At 53.5% G+C, this 18,277-nt stretch carries 9 protein-coding genes; 5 read left to right on the forward strand and 4 right to left on the reverse strand.

Features of this window, described 5'->3' with window-relative positions:
• Positions 1 to 9: 9 nt before the first annotated feature.
• From ABNS49_RS01185 to ABNS49_RS01200, 4 genes are all read right to left on the reverse strand, one after another.
• Positions 10 to 4,305: an isopeptide-forming domain-containing fimbrial protein gene (locus tag ABNS49_RS01185; RefSeq protein ID WP_168353499.1), complete on the reverse strand. Its 4,296-nt coding sequence runs from the start codon at positions 4,303 to 4,305 to the stop codon at positions 10 to 12.
• A gap of 505 nt (positions 4,306 to 4,810) precedes the next feature.
• Positions 4,811 to 5,293 (reverse strand): Cys-tRNA(Pro) deacylase, encoded by a 483-nt coding sequence (ybaK, locus tag ABNS49_RS01190; protein WP_135979286.1) that lies wholly within the window; start codon positions 5,291 to 5,293, stop codon positions 4,811 to 4,813.
• Positions 5,290 to 5,871, reverse strand: a complete 582-nt coding sequence (locus ABNS49_RS01195; RefSeq protein WP_135979287.1) for an ANTAR domain-containing protein — start codon at positions 5,869 to 5,871, stop codon at positions 5,290 to 5,292. The genes ybaK and ABNS49_RS01195 overlap by 4 nt, the downstream gene beginning before the upstream one ends.
• A 7-nt stretch (positions 5,872 to 5,878) precedes the next feature.
• The gene (locus tag ABNS49_RS01200) at positions 5,879 to 7,060 is read right to left on the reverse strand and encodes a glutamine synthetase family protein (protein ID WP_135979288.1); all 1,182 of its coding nucleotides are present in this window, start codon (positions 7,058 to 7,060) and stop codon (positions 5,879 to 5,881) included.
• A gap of 264 nt (positions 7,061 to 7,324) precedes the next feature.
• On the opposite strand from ABNS49_RS01200, the gene ABNS49_RS01205 reads away from it, so the two are divergent.
• From ABNS49_RS01205 to ABNS49_RS01225, 5 genes are all read left to right on the forward strand, one after another.
• On the forward strand, positions 7,325 to 9,418 hold the full coding sequence (locus ABNS49_RS01205) for a glutamine synthetase III (protein WP_348687705.1): 2,094 nt from the start codon (positions 7,325 to 7,327) through the stop codon (positions 9,416 to 9,418).
• 62 nt (positions 9,419 to 9,480) lie between these two features.
• Positions 9,481 to 11,067 (forward strand): asparagine synthase B, encoded by a 1,587-nt coding sequence (asnB, locus tag ABNS49_RS01210; protein WP_135979290.1) that lies wholly within the window; start codon positions 9,481 to 9,483, stop codon positions 11,065 to 11,067.
• A gap of 16 nt (positions 11,068 to 11,083) precedes the next feature.
• The gene (gltB, locus tag ABNS49_RS01215) at positions 11,084 to 15,556 is read left to right on the forward strand and encodes a glutamate synthase large subunit (RefSeq protein ID WP_289108272.1); all 4,473 of its coding nucleotides are present in this window, start codon (positions 11,084 to 11,086) and stop codon (positions 15,554 to 15,556) included.
• 9 nt (positions 15,557 to 15,565) lie between these two features.
• A complete protein-coding gene (locus ABNS49_RS01220) occupies positions 15,566 to 17,026 on the forward strand; it encodes a glutamate synthase subunit beta (RefSeq protein WP_289108273.1) in 1,461 nt (486 codons plus the stop codon).
• Between the two features lie 101 nt (positions 17,027 to 17,127).
• A complete protein-coding gene (locus tag ABNS49_RS01225; RefSeq protein WP_135979293.1) occupies positions 17,128 to 18,258 on the forward strand; it encodes a hypothetical protein in 1,131 nt (376 codons plus the stop codon).
• Positions 18,259 to 18,277 lie beyond the last annotated feature (19 nt).

The following is an 18,277-nucleotide window of genomic DNA, read 5'->3' on the forward strand; positions in this document are numbered from 1 at the left end:
GTTCTCTTGTTACCTTTCTTTCGATTTTCGTCGATTCCATATCCGCACACAGATCAGACTTGCGATCATTACACCTCCTACATATGCACTGATCTGATTTTTATTCGCGCCGGTTTCCGGAAAAACAAATCCCCCGTTTTCCTTCCGCCGGTTCGTGACGACAATTTCAACCCCCGTTTCAGTCGTCAATTTTTCATACGTGGCATCGAAACCAGCCATTGGCTGTTCCTGCACGTCGTATGTATAGTAAACTTTTTTTCCGTTGATATTTTCTTCGGTTATCAAGTCAGGGATTGTCGTTTTATAGTCGTTTTGGTTGTTGAGCGGGATAGATTCAATAACTGTTCCATTCAACTCTGGTTCGATGAGTGTTACTTTTGGAAATCGTAAGCCCCAATTCTCCGCTGTTAAAATCAAGTTATTTTCCTGAAGCGGAATCCGGTAAGTAAAACGAGTATAGGTCTGCCAGGTTTCCTCTCCCGGAATCCCGGAAATAGATTCAACAGGTGAGTATCCGTTCCAATTTTGGTCATGGATAATCCCATCCCCAGAGCTAACATTTAGTAATTCAAATGTGATTTCAAGAACCGAACCTTTTTTAACTGGCACATTCGTCTGTTCCAGTAAAACAGTTCCACTCGATTTAATATTCAAACTATATTGAAACGAATCATCCGGCGGCTCGTCGTGAGTGTACCGAATCAAGTCCACCTCCGCCTCCCGGGTAGGACCGCTCAATTCCACACCTTGCGCGTCCAGCCATTTCTTGCGTACCGTCAATGAGGTCGTGTTCGCTTTGTTCGTGATATACAAGTTGGACTGGTTCATGTAGGTGTGAGTGTTGGGATCGGTTTCAAATCCATCGGGCATGAACGTTGTGCTTGACGTGTCCGTACCGACGATATAAAAGTAAAATGGTGTTTCGTCCAGCAAATAGCCGGATGGCGCTTCGATTTCCTTTAAGTAGTACGCGGTGTTGAAAGCCAAATCATTGAATTGTATGGTTCCGTTCGCGTTGCTGACTTGCGCCGACTTGTTGTCTTCTTTTACATAGTCATTTTTTTCCTTGTCATAGCGGTACAAATCAAACTTAGCGCCTGGCAGAAAAACGTTGATATCTTGTTCATCCACTTTTCGCAACGTCACATAACGAGTGCCCGCGTTCGCGCTGGATGTGATTGTCTTGGCGGCCACCGACGTGCTTGATTCGGCATACGACTTGTCGTTTACCGTCAATTCAATCGAATTGCCAATGCTTTGTTCTAGCGTCTTTCGTCCCCAAACCTGATAGCAATACGTCAGTTCAAGCGATTTGCCATCCGGCACATCCAAATCCAAATCAATTTGCTGCATGTCCGGATTCCACTGTTCGGGACCGATTTTATAGCGAAGATGCCAGTCTTTACGGTCAATCTCCTTTTTCTCTCCGTCGCCTGCCACTTCATACAACACGGTTTTCTCCGGCATAAAGTATACCCGATACGAATCGTAATCGCCTTTGTAGTGGTATTTAAGCCGGTCGTGCAAATGAATCAAGCCATCCTCGCCTCCAAATGTTTTTCCATCCGGATTGATCACGACGGTATACGACAATACACCCGTCGAAGAATCGTAGTTTCCTGTTTTTTTCAAGGCGTTTTCAAACAAGTTTTTCGTAATGGTCTGCGTTTGCTCGTCCGTATCGACGACGGTTCCCTCTTCTAAAACCTGGCATTCGTTTTTAAAGAGGCCCGTGGCGTTTTTAGGATGGTCTGGATCCACATTCCACGAAAAATCATCCTTGATGGAAAAGGCAAGCGTCAGCTCCAATGTCTTTCCACGCCATTTCACGATGAATTGTTCATCGAGCGCAAGCGACAACGTGTTCTCTTGAAGCGTGAAATTAGCATCAACTTCTTTCCCGTCACAACGGACTTTTCCCTCTTCGAACCGCAATCCTTGGGGAATGCTGTCCTGCACAGTCAGTGGTTTCGTTTGATTCTCTTCGATGTATTGGGCGATTTTCCAAATTACCTGTCCGTTTTCAAGTTCTTCGAACCGATGCGCCGTTTCCTTTCCGGACGCTTTCGGATCCGTTTTCTCGATTCGATTTCGAACGGTAGACTCCCAAATCGTTTGCGTCTGCTCGACTTTTTTCAATAGATCTTCCTCTTGAATGATTTCCGCCTGGTTTTTGACATGGATCCGCCGAATTTTTGGATCAGTCGTCTCGTCGTTGCGCCAAGTCAGGTTTTGTTCCACCAGCTTTGCCTCGACGACAAACGTGATTGTCTTGCCCTGATTGGCTTGAACAAACGCCTCATCCAATGTCCACGTCACCGTATTTCCCTGCACCTCCGGTTTCAATTCCTTGTCTTTGACAAAAGCGTTGGAATACGTCACTTCATTAGGAAGCGTGTCGACAAGCGTCAGCGCCTTCGTTTGGTGTTCCGGAATGTTTACAACGACTTCCCATCGCAAAATATCGTCTTTCAGCTCTTTTCGACTATGATAGGTCCAGCTACTGCCAGGCGAAAGCGGATCGTTTTTTCTTAAAATCGGTTTTACCGTCAACTCGCCCGAAGCGTTCGCCTCTTTTCCACGGTCTTTCAAAACGCCGTTGTTGTAGAGGTTCCCCTCTTCTATTTCTACTGTCGAGAAATACGTAAATTTAATCGTTGTTCCTTGCGGAAGCGAAGTTTTTCCGGTTATTTGAAACGTTTTCGCTTCGCTTTCCCATTCTTCTTTCACCCAGGAAAAGTCGATGGTATCGGATGTGAATCCATTTTCGTTCTCTACTTGATTGTTGGTCACGCCAAACGCGTTCGCAATCGCCTCCATCAGCGCTTTTTTCTGCTCTGCCGAGTACGAGGACGTTCCATCGCCCGAAAGCCGGTCGGTATACGTCCATCCCGGTGAAAGAGAGGAATAGTCGAGGTTTAAGCGCACCATCCATTCGGCTTCGTACAAATTCGGTCCAATCGGTTTCAGCGCGACGCCTTCTTTTTGAATCGGCTGAGCGTCTTCGCTGTCCGGCACATACACGCCGGTTTCCTGTTCGATTTTTTCTTCTTCGTTTTCCAGAACCACCTTGTTCAACGTCTGACTCGTGCCAAGAAGCACGTCGGCCGGCGTCGTGTAGGTAATCGTATACGTTGTGGTATCTGTACTTGAAAACGTGTAAGGAAGCGAAATTTTATCATTTCCGTCGACGGATGGCTTGATCGACACTTCCTTGACCGGAATCTGATTCCATTCGTCCTGAAGGGTCCAGCCGTTTAAATCCTCGTTCGCCTCGTTCAGCGTCACCGTCCATAAAATCGTTTTTTTATCCGCTTGCAAAACGCCAGTTTTTTCCAGCATCTTGCTCGTAAATGTCAAATCCGGCCCCCAGCTGCCTGTTTTGTTCGCGTCTGTGGTTTGCGCTTCCACATAGTTTTTGATCGTGTTCGTTTCGTTTTTCAGCGAATCCGCCTCCATCTCGTAGGTGATCGTGTACGACTCGTTCGCCAATAAAGGCGGCAGTGTCAGCTGAAACGATTGGTCCTGAAAGGAAGGCTCCACCGGCGAAACGGATGTTCCATCGCTTTTTTTCACAACGAGCGAGTTTTCCTTATACGTCGCGCTTCCGCTTTTCAACACATCCGTCACGACAACGTCTTCCGTTGTGTCCCCTGTTGCCGTTACCGTGATGGTGTAGCTCATCGTTCTGCCTTCTTTTTTCTCTCCGGTTTTTTGGACTTGAAGGCTTCCTTTTTCCGGCTCGGGATCAAGAGCTGGTCCGGTCAAAGTAAATTGATTGGAATTGTTGAATCGAATCACGGTTTCTGTTGAATTGTCAAGAACGATCTCCTTTCCTTTGATGTCAAATTGCAGATCGCCATAAACCTTTCCATCGACGTTTTCAGAAACGAGTTTTTCATAAAATTGCAGGACAACCTGCCCTGACGTGTCGATAGAATACGTGCCCACTGCCGTGCCTCCATTTTGGATGGTGCCAGAAACCGGACTTGAAAAAGTCAGTTGCGAAGGAAGCTGATACGAGCAGGATGGACTCTCCGCAGTTAGCGTCCCTTGCGGAAGCTCATATTTGATGGTAAGTTGATAAGTGTCATTCGGTTTGATCTCGATTGGTTTCGCCGAATCAATCGACTGAAATTCCGAATTCCACTCCGGGCGCACTTTCCAGGAAACAGAAAGAATCGTATTTTCAAAAGAATAAGAGGAGGACGGTGGCTCCTCGGCCCGCACAGGAAACGATGTTCCCTGGATCCACAACAAGAGCGCAAGAATCCAGGCAAACCAAATACGAATCCGATTTGCCACATGTACATGAGATTTCTGATTCATAAAAATTCCTTTCGTAAAAAAAAACTCGGAAAGACAGTGTCGTTCCGAGGGTGATGCTTATTCAACTGAAGTGAGGGGTAAAGCAAAAATCCACATCGAACGACTTCTCCGTTGCGCGTTTCGATTTTGGAACCCCAAAAAGCGAAACTGCCGAACCGGTGTTTCGCTTCTTTCGTTTGATTGCCTTCCTTCCAATTCCCTTTCAAACCTTCTGCCAAAACACACGATACACGGATCGAGTTCTTTGTTCATCCTCATTGTAGACGCTTTCAAAAAAACTTCCACCCCTAATACATCATTATGTTATAACTATTGCCAACTTTTCCACTTTTGATACCGATTATACCAAATCAGCCGAAAAAACAAACCTGTTAGGTTTATTTGACAACAATAAAAAAAGAAAAACTGCGGGTGGAATTATAATATATTTCCGTCCCACAGTAGAAAATAAATCGTGGTATCGCGATTTTTCTATTATTTTTTAACTCCGGATCAAATCGTGAAATGCAATGTCGAGCACTTTTTCCAAATCGTTCGCGTTCGCCTCGATTTGCAGCCCGATTTTCCCGCCCGAAAAAAAGATCGTATCGTACAAAACGGCCTCTTCCTGGGCGAAGGTCTTCAACTCTTTTTTCATGCCCAGCGGCGAACAGCCGCCCCGAATATAGCCTGTCGTCTTTGTCAAGTCTTTCAACGGAAGCATCTCGACGTGTTTGACGCCGGCTGCTTTCGCGCACTTTTTCAAATCCAGCTCCTTGTCGACAGGAATCATAAACACGAAATACTCCTTCGTGTTGGCTTGCGTCACAAGCGTTTTAAACACCCGCTCGACAGGCTCGCCGATTTTCTCGGCCACCGCCACCCCGTCAACCGGATCATTCTTTTTATGCTCGTACGCGTGCTCTATGTATTCGATCCCGTTTTTTTCCAGGATCCGCATCGCGTTGGTCTTTTCGCGCTTCAAGCCTCACCACTCCTTTTCATATCCATGCGCGCCAGCAGCTGGTCGGCGATTTGCGCCCGCGTCGCCCCCGTGTCCATCGCGCTTTTTTCAATGTACCGGTGCGCTTTCGCCTCGCTCCACTGGAACGTGTGCATCAACTCCATTTTGCAGCGGTCGATCGTCTTGATCTCCACCAGCTTCTTTTGGGCGCGCGCCACCTTTTGCTCCAGACGAGCCGTCTGGTCCATGAACCGCTCCAGCATCGCAAGCACTTGCGCGACCACCATCTTGGAAACCGGCGTCGACAGCACAAACACTTTCGCCTCCCGCATCTGGTACGCCACTTGATCATACGCCTGCGGCTTGACGAACAAGAGGACGTACGTGTCGTAAACCACCGCGATTTCATGGGCTTGCTTGGGCTGCGCCAGCTTGGGCGCCAGCACGAGGTCAAAGCGCTCCCGGCTCAGCCGGTGCTTGGCTTCCACCGCGTTTTCGGCAAACACGCACGCCCCATACAACGAAGCCGGAAACAACTCCTTGTAAAGCGCGCCGCTTTTCTTTTCCGCGATGACGAGAACCTTTTTCCGCTCCTTCATACCATCCTCACCGGTATAAGGCGATCAGTCGTTCCGGAAGCCACTGGCGCAGCCACTCGTCCTGTACCGTTCGATTATAAGCTTCCTCTTTCGTGGACGGAAGCCGTTTGATCGTCGTCAAGTCGCAAACGATATCCAAAGGCTTTTCCAGCGGAATCTCGTTTTCGATTCCATCCAGCCCCGCCCGGATCAGCAAGCTGAAGCACAAGTACGGATCGCACAACGGATCCGGCGAGCGCAGCTCGAAAATATGGTCGTTTTTCGGATCGACGTGAATGAGCTCATGCGCATGCGCCACCGACCAGGCGATTTGATCCGGCGCGTTTTGTTTTCCCAGCCGCGCGTACGACGCCTCAACCGGGTTCAAAAACAACGTCAACGCGTCGATATGCGCCAAAATCCCCGCCAGAAAGTGTTCGATCTGATGTCGCGGCATCGTTTTCGCGAATTTCATCTTAATATGCATCCCGTTGCCCGGCTTGTCCTCCAGCGGCTTTGGCGAAAACTCCGCATGCAAGCCGTTTGCGTCCGCCACCGTCCGCACGACCCATTTGAACATCGACGCCTCGTCAGCCGCCTTCAACGGCGTCGAAGAGTGAAAGTCGATCTCGTTTTGGCCCGGCCCCGCCTGGTGATAGGAGGAACGGGGCTGCAATCCCATCGTCGCCAGCGTCATGCAAATTTCGCGCCGCACGTTTTCGCCCTTGTCCTCCGGCGCGACATCCATGTATCCCGCGTAATCCAACGGCCGCCACGTGTTGTTGCCCACCTCGTCCTGCAAAAACAAGTAAAATTCAAATTGCGTCGAAATATTGAACAACACATCCATCCCGGCTGCCGCCCGCAACGCGTCCTTGAGCATTTTCCGGCAGTCGAGCGCGTACGGCTCGCCATGGGCGTCGTACAAATTGCCCACCATGCACACCACGCTGCCATCAATCGAGCGCCACGGCAAAATCGTCAACGTCGAAATATCGGGTTTGACATAAAGCGTCGCGTCTTTCAACGAAGACAAGCCAAAAATCGCGTTCGCGTCGATCGCGATGCCATGCTTCAGCGCCTTGGGCAAAAGATCCGGCAAAATCGAAATATTCTTTTGAATGCCAAACACGTCAAAAAACGCCAGCCGGATAAACCGGACATCCTCCTCTTCAATAAAATGCAGTAATTCTTCTATTGTTGTCATCATAATCTCCAATCCTCTTCATTATAAAGAGCTATGTAAAAAATGAAAACAAAAAAATTCATTTCATCGGTTTCCAAAGTGTTTGATTCGTCTTTGAAAGCTTTTATCTATTTTCTGAAACAAATGAAATAATTTTCAGAAAATGGTTGACATCTTTCGGTGAACCGCTATAATAAGGGCATGTCAACGGCAAAGGCGTCGTAAAGCATTCCCAATGGGATGACTCTACCCGCTTTTGCCGTTTTTTTATCAAGAAGGAGAATCAATATGGATAAGGTCACAGAAATGTACGGCACCAACGTATTTAACGAACAAACGATGCGCCAGCGGCTCCCGAAAGAAACGTTCAAGGAACTGGAAAAAACCATTCAGGACGGCAAACCGCTCAACATCAAAATCGCCAACGCCGTCGCCCACGCGATGAAAGTTTGGGCGATTGAAAAAGGCGCCACCCACTTTACGCACTGGTTCCAGCCAATGACCGGCGTCACCGCCGAAAAACACGACAGCTTCATCAATCCCCAGGACGATGGAACGGTCATCATGGAATTTTCCGGCAAAGAACTCATCAAAGGCGAACCCGACGCGTCCAGCTTTCCAAACGGCGGCCTTCGCGCCACGTTTGAAGCCCGCGGCTACACGGCGTGGGATCCGACAAGCTACGCGTTCATCAAAAACGGCGTCCTGTGCATTCCGACCGCCTTTTGTTCCTATACCGGATTCGCGCTCGACAAAAAAACGCCGCTGCTTCGCTCGATGGAGGCCATCAGCAGGCAGGCGCTGCGCGTGCTCAAGCTTTTCGGCAACGAGGACGTCCGCTCCGTCAAAACGACGCTCGGTCCCGAGCAGGAATACTTCCTCGTCGACAAGCAATACTTTGAGCAACGCAAAGACTTGATTTACACCGGCCGCACCTTGTTTGGCGCCCCGGCCCCGAAAAACCAGGAAATGGAAGACCACTATTTCGGCACCATTAAGTCCCGCGTCCAAAAATTCATGAACGAGCTCAACGAGGAGTTGTGGAAGCTTGGCATTAGCGCCAAAACGGAACACAACGAAGTCGCCCCGGCCCAGCACGAGCTCGCCCCGGTCTTCTCGACGACGAACATCGCGGTCGACCACAACCAGCTCACGATGGAAATCATCCAGCGCGTCGCCAAAAAGCACGACCTCGTCGCCCTGCTGCATGAAAAACCGTTCGACGGCATCAACGGATCGGGCAAGCACAACAACTGGTCGATTTCCACCGACACCGGCGTCAATTTGCTCGAACCCGGCGACACGCCGTATGAAAACGCCCAGTTCCTCTTGTGTTTGACGGCCATCATCAAAGCCGTCGACGAGCACCAGGATTTGCTGCGCCTCGCCGTGGCGACCGCCGGCAACGACCATCGCCTGGGCGCCAACGAAGCGCCTCCGGCCATTATCTCGATCTTTTTAGGCGACGAGCTGACCGCCGTGCTCGAATCCATTGAAAACGACACGACGTACGATGGCGTCGGCAAGGAACTTATGAAAATCGGCGCCGACGTGCTGCCAAAATTCACAAAGGACACGACCGACCGCAACCGGACTTCGCCGTTCGCCTTCACCGGCAACAAATTCGAGTTCCGCATGCCGGGCAGCGCCCTCTCCGTCGCCCAGCCAAACATCATGCTCAACACCGTCATCGCGGACGTGTTGTGCGACTTTGCCAACGAGCTGGAAAACGCCGACGATTTCGAAAGCGCGCTCCACGCGCTCATCCAGCGCACGCTCAAGCAGCACAAGCGCATCGTCTTCAACGGCAACGGCTATGACGACGCGTGGGTCGAGGAAGCCAAGCGACGCGGCCTGCTCAATTTAAAAACGACTGTCGACGCCCTGCCGTACAGCATCCTGCCGGAAAACATCGCCCTGTTCGAGCGCCAAGGCGTCCTCAGGCGCGACGAAATCGTTTCCCGCTACGAAATCATGATGGAAGAGTACACCAAAGTGCTCAACATCGAGGCGCTGACGATGATCGACATGGCCAAAAAACAAATTTTGCCTTCCATCGTCCGATTCGAAAAAGAGCTGGCCGACACGATCGTATTGAAACGAGCCGTGCTGGAAACCTTGCCATCCAGCTACGAAACGGGCACGCTTGAAGCTATCTCGACCGCGATGGAGCAAGCGTTCGCGGCACTCAAAGCACTGGAAGTCAAAGTCGCCGAGCTGCACCAAATCGACGATTTCGAACTGGCCGCCGCGTTTGTACGCGATGTCATCATTCCCGCCATGGACAGCTTGCGGGCGCCATGCGACCAGCTTGAAATGCTGACCGACACCGAACTCTGGCCGTTCCCGACGTACGGAAAACTGTTGTTCGGCATCATCTAAAAACAAAATGCAAGTCAACCACCGACAGGAAACTGTCGGTGTACTTTTCAGGAGGTAAACGTATGTGTACGATATTTGGAACCACAAACTACAAACTTGGCGAAAGCCGCATTGCCAAAGCGCTGGAAAAAACAACGACTCGCGGTCCCGACGACCAGCGCATCGAACCGTTTGAATCAGGCTGGCTTGGCTTTCAGCGCCTCGCTATCATGGGCCTGCACGACGAAGGCATGCAGCCTTTTCACGCCCCGAACGGTTCCATGGTCGTATGCAACGGCGAAATTTACGGATTCCGCCCGATCAAAGAAGAACTCGAAGCCAAAGGCTACACGTTCCAATCCGATTCGGATTGCGAAATCCTGCTGCCGCTTTACGAGGAATATGGATGCGAGATGTTTAAACGACTCGACGCCGAGTTCGCCTGCGTCTTGTACGACGCCCGATCCAAGCAGCTTGTCGCCGCCAGGGATCCAATCGGCATCCGGCCGCTCTTTTACGGCTACGACAAAGAAGGCTTCCTCTATTTCGCCTCGGAAGCGAAAAACCTCGTCGGCCTCGTCGATCCCGTGCTCCCCTTCCCGCCGGGCTACTACTGCATCGGACACCACTTCGTGAAGTACGCCGACGTCAGCGACATTCGCTCGTACCATGACGACGACATGGAGCAAATCGCCACGTCCATTCACGACTTGCTCATCGAAGGCGTCAAAAAGCGCCTCGATGCCGACGCCCCGGTCGGCTACCTGCTTTCGGGCGGGCTGGACTCCTCGCTCGTGTGCGCCATCGCCCAGCGCGAAAGCGACAAGCCGATTCGCACATACGCCATTGGCATGAGCGCGGATGCCATCGACTTGAAATACGCCAGGGAAGTCGCCGACTACATCGGCAGCGACCACCACGAAATCGTCATCGACGACCACGACGTACTCGACAGCCTCGACGAAATCGTCGCCGCTTTGGGCACCTACGACATCACCACGATCCGCGCCAGCGTCGGCATGTATTTGTTGTGCAAAGCCATACGCCAAACAAGCGATGTGCGCGTTTTGCTGACTGGCGAGATTTCCGACGAGATGTTCGGCTACAAATACACGGACTTCGCGCCAAGCGCCGAAGCGTTCCAGGCCGAAGCCGAAAAACGGATGCGCGAAATCTACATGTACGACGTGCTGCGGGCCGACCGCTGCATCGCCTCGCACTCGATGGAGGCGCGCGTTCCGTTTGGCGACTTGAAATTTGTCGACTACGTCATGCACATCGACCCGGCCCGCAAGCTGAACACGTACGGCAAAGGCAAATACTTGCTGCGCCACGCGTTCGCGGCCGACAACCTGCTTCCCTATTCGATCCTGATGCGGGAAAAAGCGGCGTTTTCGGACGCGGTCGGCCATTCGATGACCGACACCATCAAGCGCTACGCCAACGCTTTGTATACCGACGAGGCGTTCGAGCAAAAAGCGAAGCGCTACACCCACGCCACGCCATACACGAAAGAGGCGCTGTTGTACCGGGAGCTGTTCGAAAAGCACTATCCGGGCCAAAGCCGGATGGTCAAGGACTTCTGGCTGCCAAACCAGACATGGGAAGGCTGCCAAGTCAGCGATCCATCCGCCCGCTACTTGTCCAACTACGGGGACAGCGGCGTATAAACAAAGGAGGAACACTATGCGATTTACCATGAACGAACACGACGCCTGCGGAATTGGAGCCGTCGTCCAAATCAACGGGCAAAAAAGCCACCAGGTCGTCGACCAGGCGCTGCAAATCGTCGAAAAGCTCGAGCACCGGGCCGGCAAGGACGCCTGCGGCACCGTCGGCGACGGCGTCGGCATCCTGCTGCAAATTTCGGATTCCTTCTTCTCAACGCTGCCTTTCGCGCTCGGACAAGCCGGCGACTATGGCGTGGGGATGTTCTTTTTTCCGCAAGACAGCCTCAAGCGAAACCAGGCGATGAAGCTGTTCGAAACGATCGTCGCCAAAAAGGGGGCCGAATGGATCGGCTGGCGCGACGTGCCGTGCGATCCGTCCATTCTCGGACAGGCGGCGCTCGACTGCATGCCCGCCATCGTGCAAGGCTTTGTCAAACGGCCCGAAAGCGTCCAGCCCGGACTGGATTTCGACCGCCTGCTCTACTTGATTCGGCGCGAGTTTGAAAAGTGCGCCAAAGACACGTACGTCGCCTCGCTTTCGTCGCGCACGATCGTTTACAAAGGAATGTTTTTAGTCGACCAGCTGCGCCAGTTTTACTTTGACTTGCAAGACGAGCGCTATCAAAGCGCGATCGCGATCGTCCACTCGCGCTTCTCGACCAACACCACGCCATCGTGGCAGCGCGCCCATCCTAACCGCCTCATCGCCCACAACGGCGAAATCAACACGATCCAGGGCAACGAAAACCGCATGCTGGCCCGCGAGGAAAGCATGCATTCGGCTCTCATCGAGTCCGCCTATCAGGAAGTTTTACCCGTCATGGACGTGACAGGCTCGGATTCCGCGCGGCTGGACAACACGCTGGAGTTTTTCATGATGAACGGCATGGACCTGGTCAAAGCGCTCATGATCACGATTCCGGAGCCTTTCAAGCACACGAAAATGAGCCAGGCGAAAACCGACTTCTACCACTACTTTGCCACGATGATGGAACCATGGGACGGCCCGGCCGCCATCGTGTTCTCGGATGGCGATATTGTCGGCGCCCAGCTTGACCGCAACGGACTGCGGCCGGCCCGCTACTGCATCACGAAAGACGGATTGCTTGTCCTCTCTTCCGAAACGGGCGTTCTGGATTTGCCAGCCGATCAAATCGTTGAAAAATCGCGGCTCGAGCCTGGCCGCATGCTGGTGATCGACACCAAAGGCGAAGGCCTGATCCAAGACGAGGATCTCAAAGCACGCTACGCCAGCGAGCATCCGTACGGCGAATGGCTCCACCAGTATTTAGTCCATTTGAAAGATTTGCGCGCGCCCGACAAAAAGACGCGTCTGCACACCCAGGCGCAGCGCGACGCGTTGTACAAGTTTTTCGGCTACACGTACGAGGACATGAAAGAACAAATCTTGCCAATGGCCAAAACGCACAAGGAGCCGATCGCCAGCATGGGAACGGACATTCCGATCGCGCCGTTTTCCAAACGCAATCCGCCGCTGTTTCAATATTTCAAGCAGCTCTTTGCCCAGGTTACGAATCCGCCCATCGACTCGCTGCGCGAACAAGTCGTCACCGACACGACCGTGTACATTGGCTCGGATGGCAACCTGCTTCACGACACCGGCAAAAACTGCCGCGTTTTGGAAATCGAGCATCCGATTTTGGACGCGCAAGACATGGATAAAATCAAAAATCTCGACCGGGACGGGTTCCATCCGCACATTTTATCGACGTTGTTTTACCGGGGCATGCCGCTCAAAGACGCCATCGACCATTTGTTTGTCGAAGCGGATCGGGCGTATCGCAACGGCGCCAACATCTTGATCTTGTCCGATCGCGGCGTCGACGAAAGCCATGTCGCCATTCCTTGTCTGCTCGCTGTCTCGGCGCTGGAGCAGCACTTGATCCGGACGAAGAAAAAAACCGCCGTCTCGCTCATTGTGGAAAGCGGCGAACCCAAACGCGTGCACGACTTCGCGTGCCTGCTTGGCTATGGGGCCAGCGCCATCCATCCTTATTTGGCGCATGAGTGCATCCAGGAAATGATCAGCCTCGACATTTTGGACAAAGAGCCAAGCCGCGCCATCGCCGACTACAACGAGGCGATTTTAGGCGGTATCGTCAAAATCGCGTCTAAAATGGGCATTTCCACGCTCCAGTCGTACCAGGGTGCGCAAATCTTTGAAGCCATCGGCATCCACCAGGACGTCATCGACACGTATTTCACGAACACAGTGTCGCGCATTGGCGGCATCACGCTGGCCGAAATCGAACACGACGTGCTCGTCCACCACGACAAAGCGTTCGATCCTTTGCGTCTTGGCGTGGACACGTCGCTGGATTCGATCGGCTTCCACAAGCTACGTAGCGGCAAAGACAAGGAAGACCATTTGTACGACCCGAAAACGATCGTCCTGCTGCAAAAAGCGTGCCAGGAAGGCGACTATGACGTGTTCAAGCAATACAGCGAACGGCTGCACGCCGAGCACCACCCGCACACGCTGCGCTCGTGCATGGAATTCCAGTCGAGCCGCGAGCCGGTCGCAATCGACGAAGTCGAAAGCGTCGCCTCCATCGTCCGCCGCTTCAAAACGGGCGCGATGTCGTATGGCTCGATTTCGCAAGAAGCCCACGAGTGCATGGCGATCGCGATGAACACGATTGGCGGCAAGTCCAACTCCGGCGAGGGCGGCGAAGAGCCGCAACGCTTTGGCACCTTGCGCAACAGCGCCATCAAGCAAGTCGCTTCCGGGCGATTTGGCGTGACGAGCGAATACCTCGTCTCGGCTAAGGAAATCCAAATCAAAATGGCGCAAGGCGCCAAGCCGGGCGAAGGCGGCCATTTGCCAGGCAACAAGGTGTATCCGTGGATCGCGAAAACGCGCTGCTCCACGCCAGGTGTCACCTTGATTTCTCCGCCGCCGCACCACGACATTTACTCGATCGAGGACTTGGCGCAGCTCATTTATGATTTGAAATGCGCCAATGACGACGCGCGCATTTCCGTGAAACTCGTTTCGGAAGCGGGTGTGGGCACGATCGCCTGCGGCGTGGCGAAAGCGGGCGCCCAGGTCATTCTCGTTTCCGGCCACGACGGCGGAACGGGGGCGGCTCCGCAAAGCTCGATCCACCACGCGGGGCTTCCTTGGGAGCTTGGCGTCATCGAAACCCATCGCGCGCTGGTCGAAAACCATTTACGAAACCGCGTTTTCGTGGAAACGGATGGCAAGCTGATGACCGGGCGCGACGTGGCGGTCGCCGCCTTGCTGGGAGCCGAGGAATTTGGTTTCGCGAGCGCGCCGCTTGTCACGATGGGATGCCGGATGATGCGCGTGTGCAATTTGGATACGTGTCCATTTGGCATCGCGACGCAAAACACGACGCTGCGCAAGCGGTTCAAGGGAAAGCCGGAATATGTCATCCACTTTATGGAATACGTGGCGCAGGAGCTGCGGGAAATCATGGCGGCGCTCGGTTTTCGAACGGTGGACGAAATGGTCGGCCACAGCGAATGCTTGCGAATCCGGCCAACGGATCGTCGCGACCACCATATCGAACGGCTCGAGCAAATGCTTGGCGATCCCCTGCCGCTGGCTGACGCGACCAAGGATCCTTACGATTTCGAGCTGGAATCGACAATCGACCAGACGCAAGTGCTGCCTGCTTTCGCTCCATTTATGAAGAAGAAGGCGAAGCCGCACGAGGCGTCGTTCGCGATTCGCTCGCTCGATCGCGCGTTTGGCACCCAGTTTGGCGCGCAAGTCACCCGTCAATACCAAAACACGCTGGAAGACGACACGTTCGTCTTGCGGCTGCGCGGCGTGGGCGGCCAGTCGTTTGGCGCCTTTCTTCCCAAAGGCATCACGTTTGATTTGCGGGGCGAGGCGAACGACTACGTTGGCAAAGGCTTGTCGGGCGGCAAGCTAATCGTCGCCGTCGAGGAAGACGCGGCGTTCAAGGCGGAAGACAATGTCATTATCGGCAACGTGGCGCTGTATGGCGCGACCAGCGGCGCGGCGTTCATCAACGGCAAAGCCGGCGAACGGTTTTGCGTGCGCAACTCGGGCGCGATCGCGGTCGTGGAAGGCTGTGGCGACCACGCGCTCGAATACATGACCGGCGGTGTCGCGCTCATTCTTGGCCGGACGGGAAAAAACGTGGCGGCCGGCATGTCGGGCGGTGTCGCGTACATTTACGACGAGGAGCACGACTTGTACGAGCGGCTCAACGACGAGCTGGTCGAGCTGGAAACGGTCGAGCACAAACAAGATATCGAAACGATCGCCCGCCTGCTGCGCTCGCACGTGGAGGCGACCGGGTCCGCGAAGGCTGGCGCGTTGCTTGCGCACTTTGACGAGGCGCTCGTTCATTTCAAGAAAATCATTCCGCGGGATTTCAAGGCGATCAAAGCCGAAATCAAGCGTTTGGAAGATTTTGGGTTCACACACGACGAAGCCGAGCTGAAAGCGTTCGCTTCAATTCACGCATAAGGAGGCACTATGGGAAAATCGACTGGTTTTTTACAATATGGACGCGCGGAAAATCCGCATCGTCCCGTACAGGCGCGCATCAAAGACTTTGAGGAGCTGTACGAAACGCAAAGCGAAACCACACGAAAGGAACAGGCGGCCCGCTGCATGAACTGCGGCGTTCCGTTTTGCCAATCGGCCATCGAGCTCAAAGGCATGGTGACGGGCTGTCCTTTGCACAACTTGATTCCGGAATGGAACGACGAGATTTACCAGGGCAATATCGCATACGCGCTCAACCGCTTGCTCAAGACCAATCCCTTTCCGGAATTTACCGGCCGGGTTTGTCCGGCGCTGTGCGAAAAAGCGTGCATCAATGGCTTGGATGGCGAACCGGTGTGCGTGCACGACAACGAGAAATTCATCATCGAGTCCGCGTTCGAGCAAGGACTGATGAAGCCGCGCAAGCCCGCGGTTCGCTCGGGCAAACGCGTCGCCGTGATCGGAGCCGGTCCGAGCGGTCTGGCTTTGGCCAACGCCCTCAATCAGCGCGGCCATCTCGTTTGTGTGCTGGAGCGCGAGGAAGAAGCGGGCGGATTGCTCATGTATGGCATTCCGAACATGAAGCTGGATAAGCGTGTCATCCAGCGGCGCGTCGAACTGATGAAAGAAGAAGGCGTGACGTTTGAGATGAACACAAGCGTCGGGCGCGACGTGTCGTTCGACCAGCTAAAAGAGCGCTACGACGCCATCGCGGTGTGCGCGGGCGCGAAAAAGCCGCGGCCGGTGGCCGGCTTCGAGGACGATATTCATGGTGTCGCGTACGCGGTGGACTTTCTTTCCGCCACGACGCGGCGCCTGCAAGCCGGCGCTCCCCTGCCCGACTTGCGTGAATGCCATGTCGTGATTGTCGGTGGCGGGGACACGGGCAACGACTGCTGCGCCACGGCGATCCGGCTTGGGTGCACGAAAATCACGCAGCTGGAAATGATGCCGGAGCCCCCGGAAACCCGGCTGGAGTCCAATCCGTGGCCGGAATGGCCCAAGGTCAAAAAGACCGACTACGGCCAGATCGAGGCGATCGAGGTGTGCGGTGGCGATCCGCGCGTCTACCAGACGACGATTGAATCGCTGGATACGGACGAGGGCGCGATCAAGGCCGTTCACACGTGCCAGGTGCGCATGACAAGCCATGGCCCGGAAAAGATCGAAGGCACGGAAGCAATCCTTCCTTGCGATCTTTTGCTGGTGGCAGCCGGATTTGTCGGAATCGAGGATTCGCTCAAGGAGGCGGCCGGACTGGAAACGACGCCACGCAACACGATCAAGACGCTGCCGTGGCGCTACCGCTGTCAGGCGGATGACAAGCTGTTCGCGGCCGGCGACGCCCGTCGGGGCCAGTCCCTGGTTGTGTGGGCGATTCATGAAGGACTGGAATGCGCCAAGGAAATCGACCAGTTTTTAATGGGATACTCCAATATGGAGTCTTAGTCCGGGAAACCGGGCTTTTTTTATATCTTTTATTCGCCTTGTCGTAGACATTTATTTGAAACATCTATAATATTATATATATCAGGAGAAAGGGGCTGACTATGGGAACATGGATTCAAAAACTCATTCATTTTTTAGAGCGGTGGACACCCGCGCCGGAAATTTCCATTGATCCGGATGGATTGGAAGACGAGCAGCCGGCCATCGTCGACGACTTTGCCAACTGCTCGGTACGCGATATTTTGTATTGTCAAATGCCGGTGTCAGCGCAAGACCGTCTGCGCATTAAGCCCGGGCACGATGTCCGGCCGTATTTGGTGATGAAAAAGGGCGAAAACGGGTTTTGGGGGTACCCGATGACGACTTCGCATCAGCGCTACGCCTACGATGAAAAGCTCATGTACAATTTGCGGGAAACCGGCCAGAGCGAAATCAAAAGCTCGTGCTTCTTGTTTGTGCCAAGCGTGTATGTGCCCGCTGAAAACGTCTTTTATCCGTGGGGACGGCTGGATCCTCGCTGGGAGGGCGCCATCGAACGGCGAATCGCCTGTCAAAAAAGTCGCCACATGTATTGCTCGTATCATTCGTTTGGCTTGCCGGTGCCGATCAAGGAAAGCGACGTCGTCTTTTTGAAAGACGGCCGGATCGGTTTTGTAGAGTCGCTTCACAACAACAAGGCGAAAGTCCGCCTGCTGCGGGAACATAGCCGGGGATCGCTTTCGTGCCCGGTTTCGATTCCGCCTCAAACATGGTGGATGGACTTGGCGTCTTACGCGTTTTTGGCGGTGCAGGACCTCGCCTTGTACGCGATTTTACCTAAAAAGGACATCGACGCGATTCGTGGCTATTTAAAGCCGGAAACCGCTCCGGCGCCGGCAGCCAAGCCAAAGCCGAAGAAGCGCTATCCAATCGACCCGAGCCGGATTTTTTATCAATATCCGCCGGGTACGGTTTTGGAGCTTGGCTACAAGGAAAAACAATTTGTTTACTTTTTCTCGACGCAAAGCGCCGCTTACGTGTTTCCCGACGAGCTGCATGACCTGGGGCGTTTCAAACTCGTGGAAATCAATCCGGAACATTACCGGCCGGTCGCCAGCGTTAGCGACGACGAAATGCTGGAGAGCTGCGCCAAGCTTCAAAACGACAATTTGCCGTACGGCGCGGCGGTTAGAAAAGTCAAGGCGGACTATTTGGCCTCGTACGCCACCAAAAATCAAAGCGACTTGCATTAAAAAAGAGAAAGAACCCCGC

It is taken from the genome of uncultured Dubosiella sp. (assembly GCF_964018005.1).
In the GTDB taxonomy this organism is placed as follows: domain Bacteria; phylum Bacillota_I; class Bacilli_A; order Erysipelotrichales; family Erysipelotrichaceae; genus Dubosiella; species Dubosiella muris.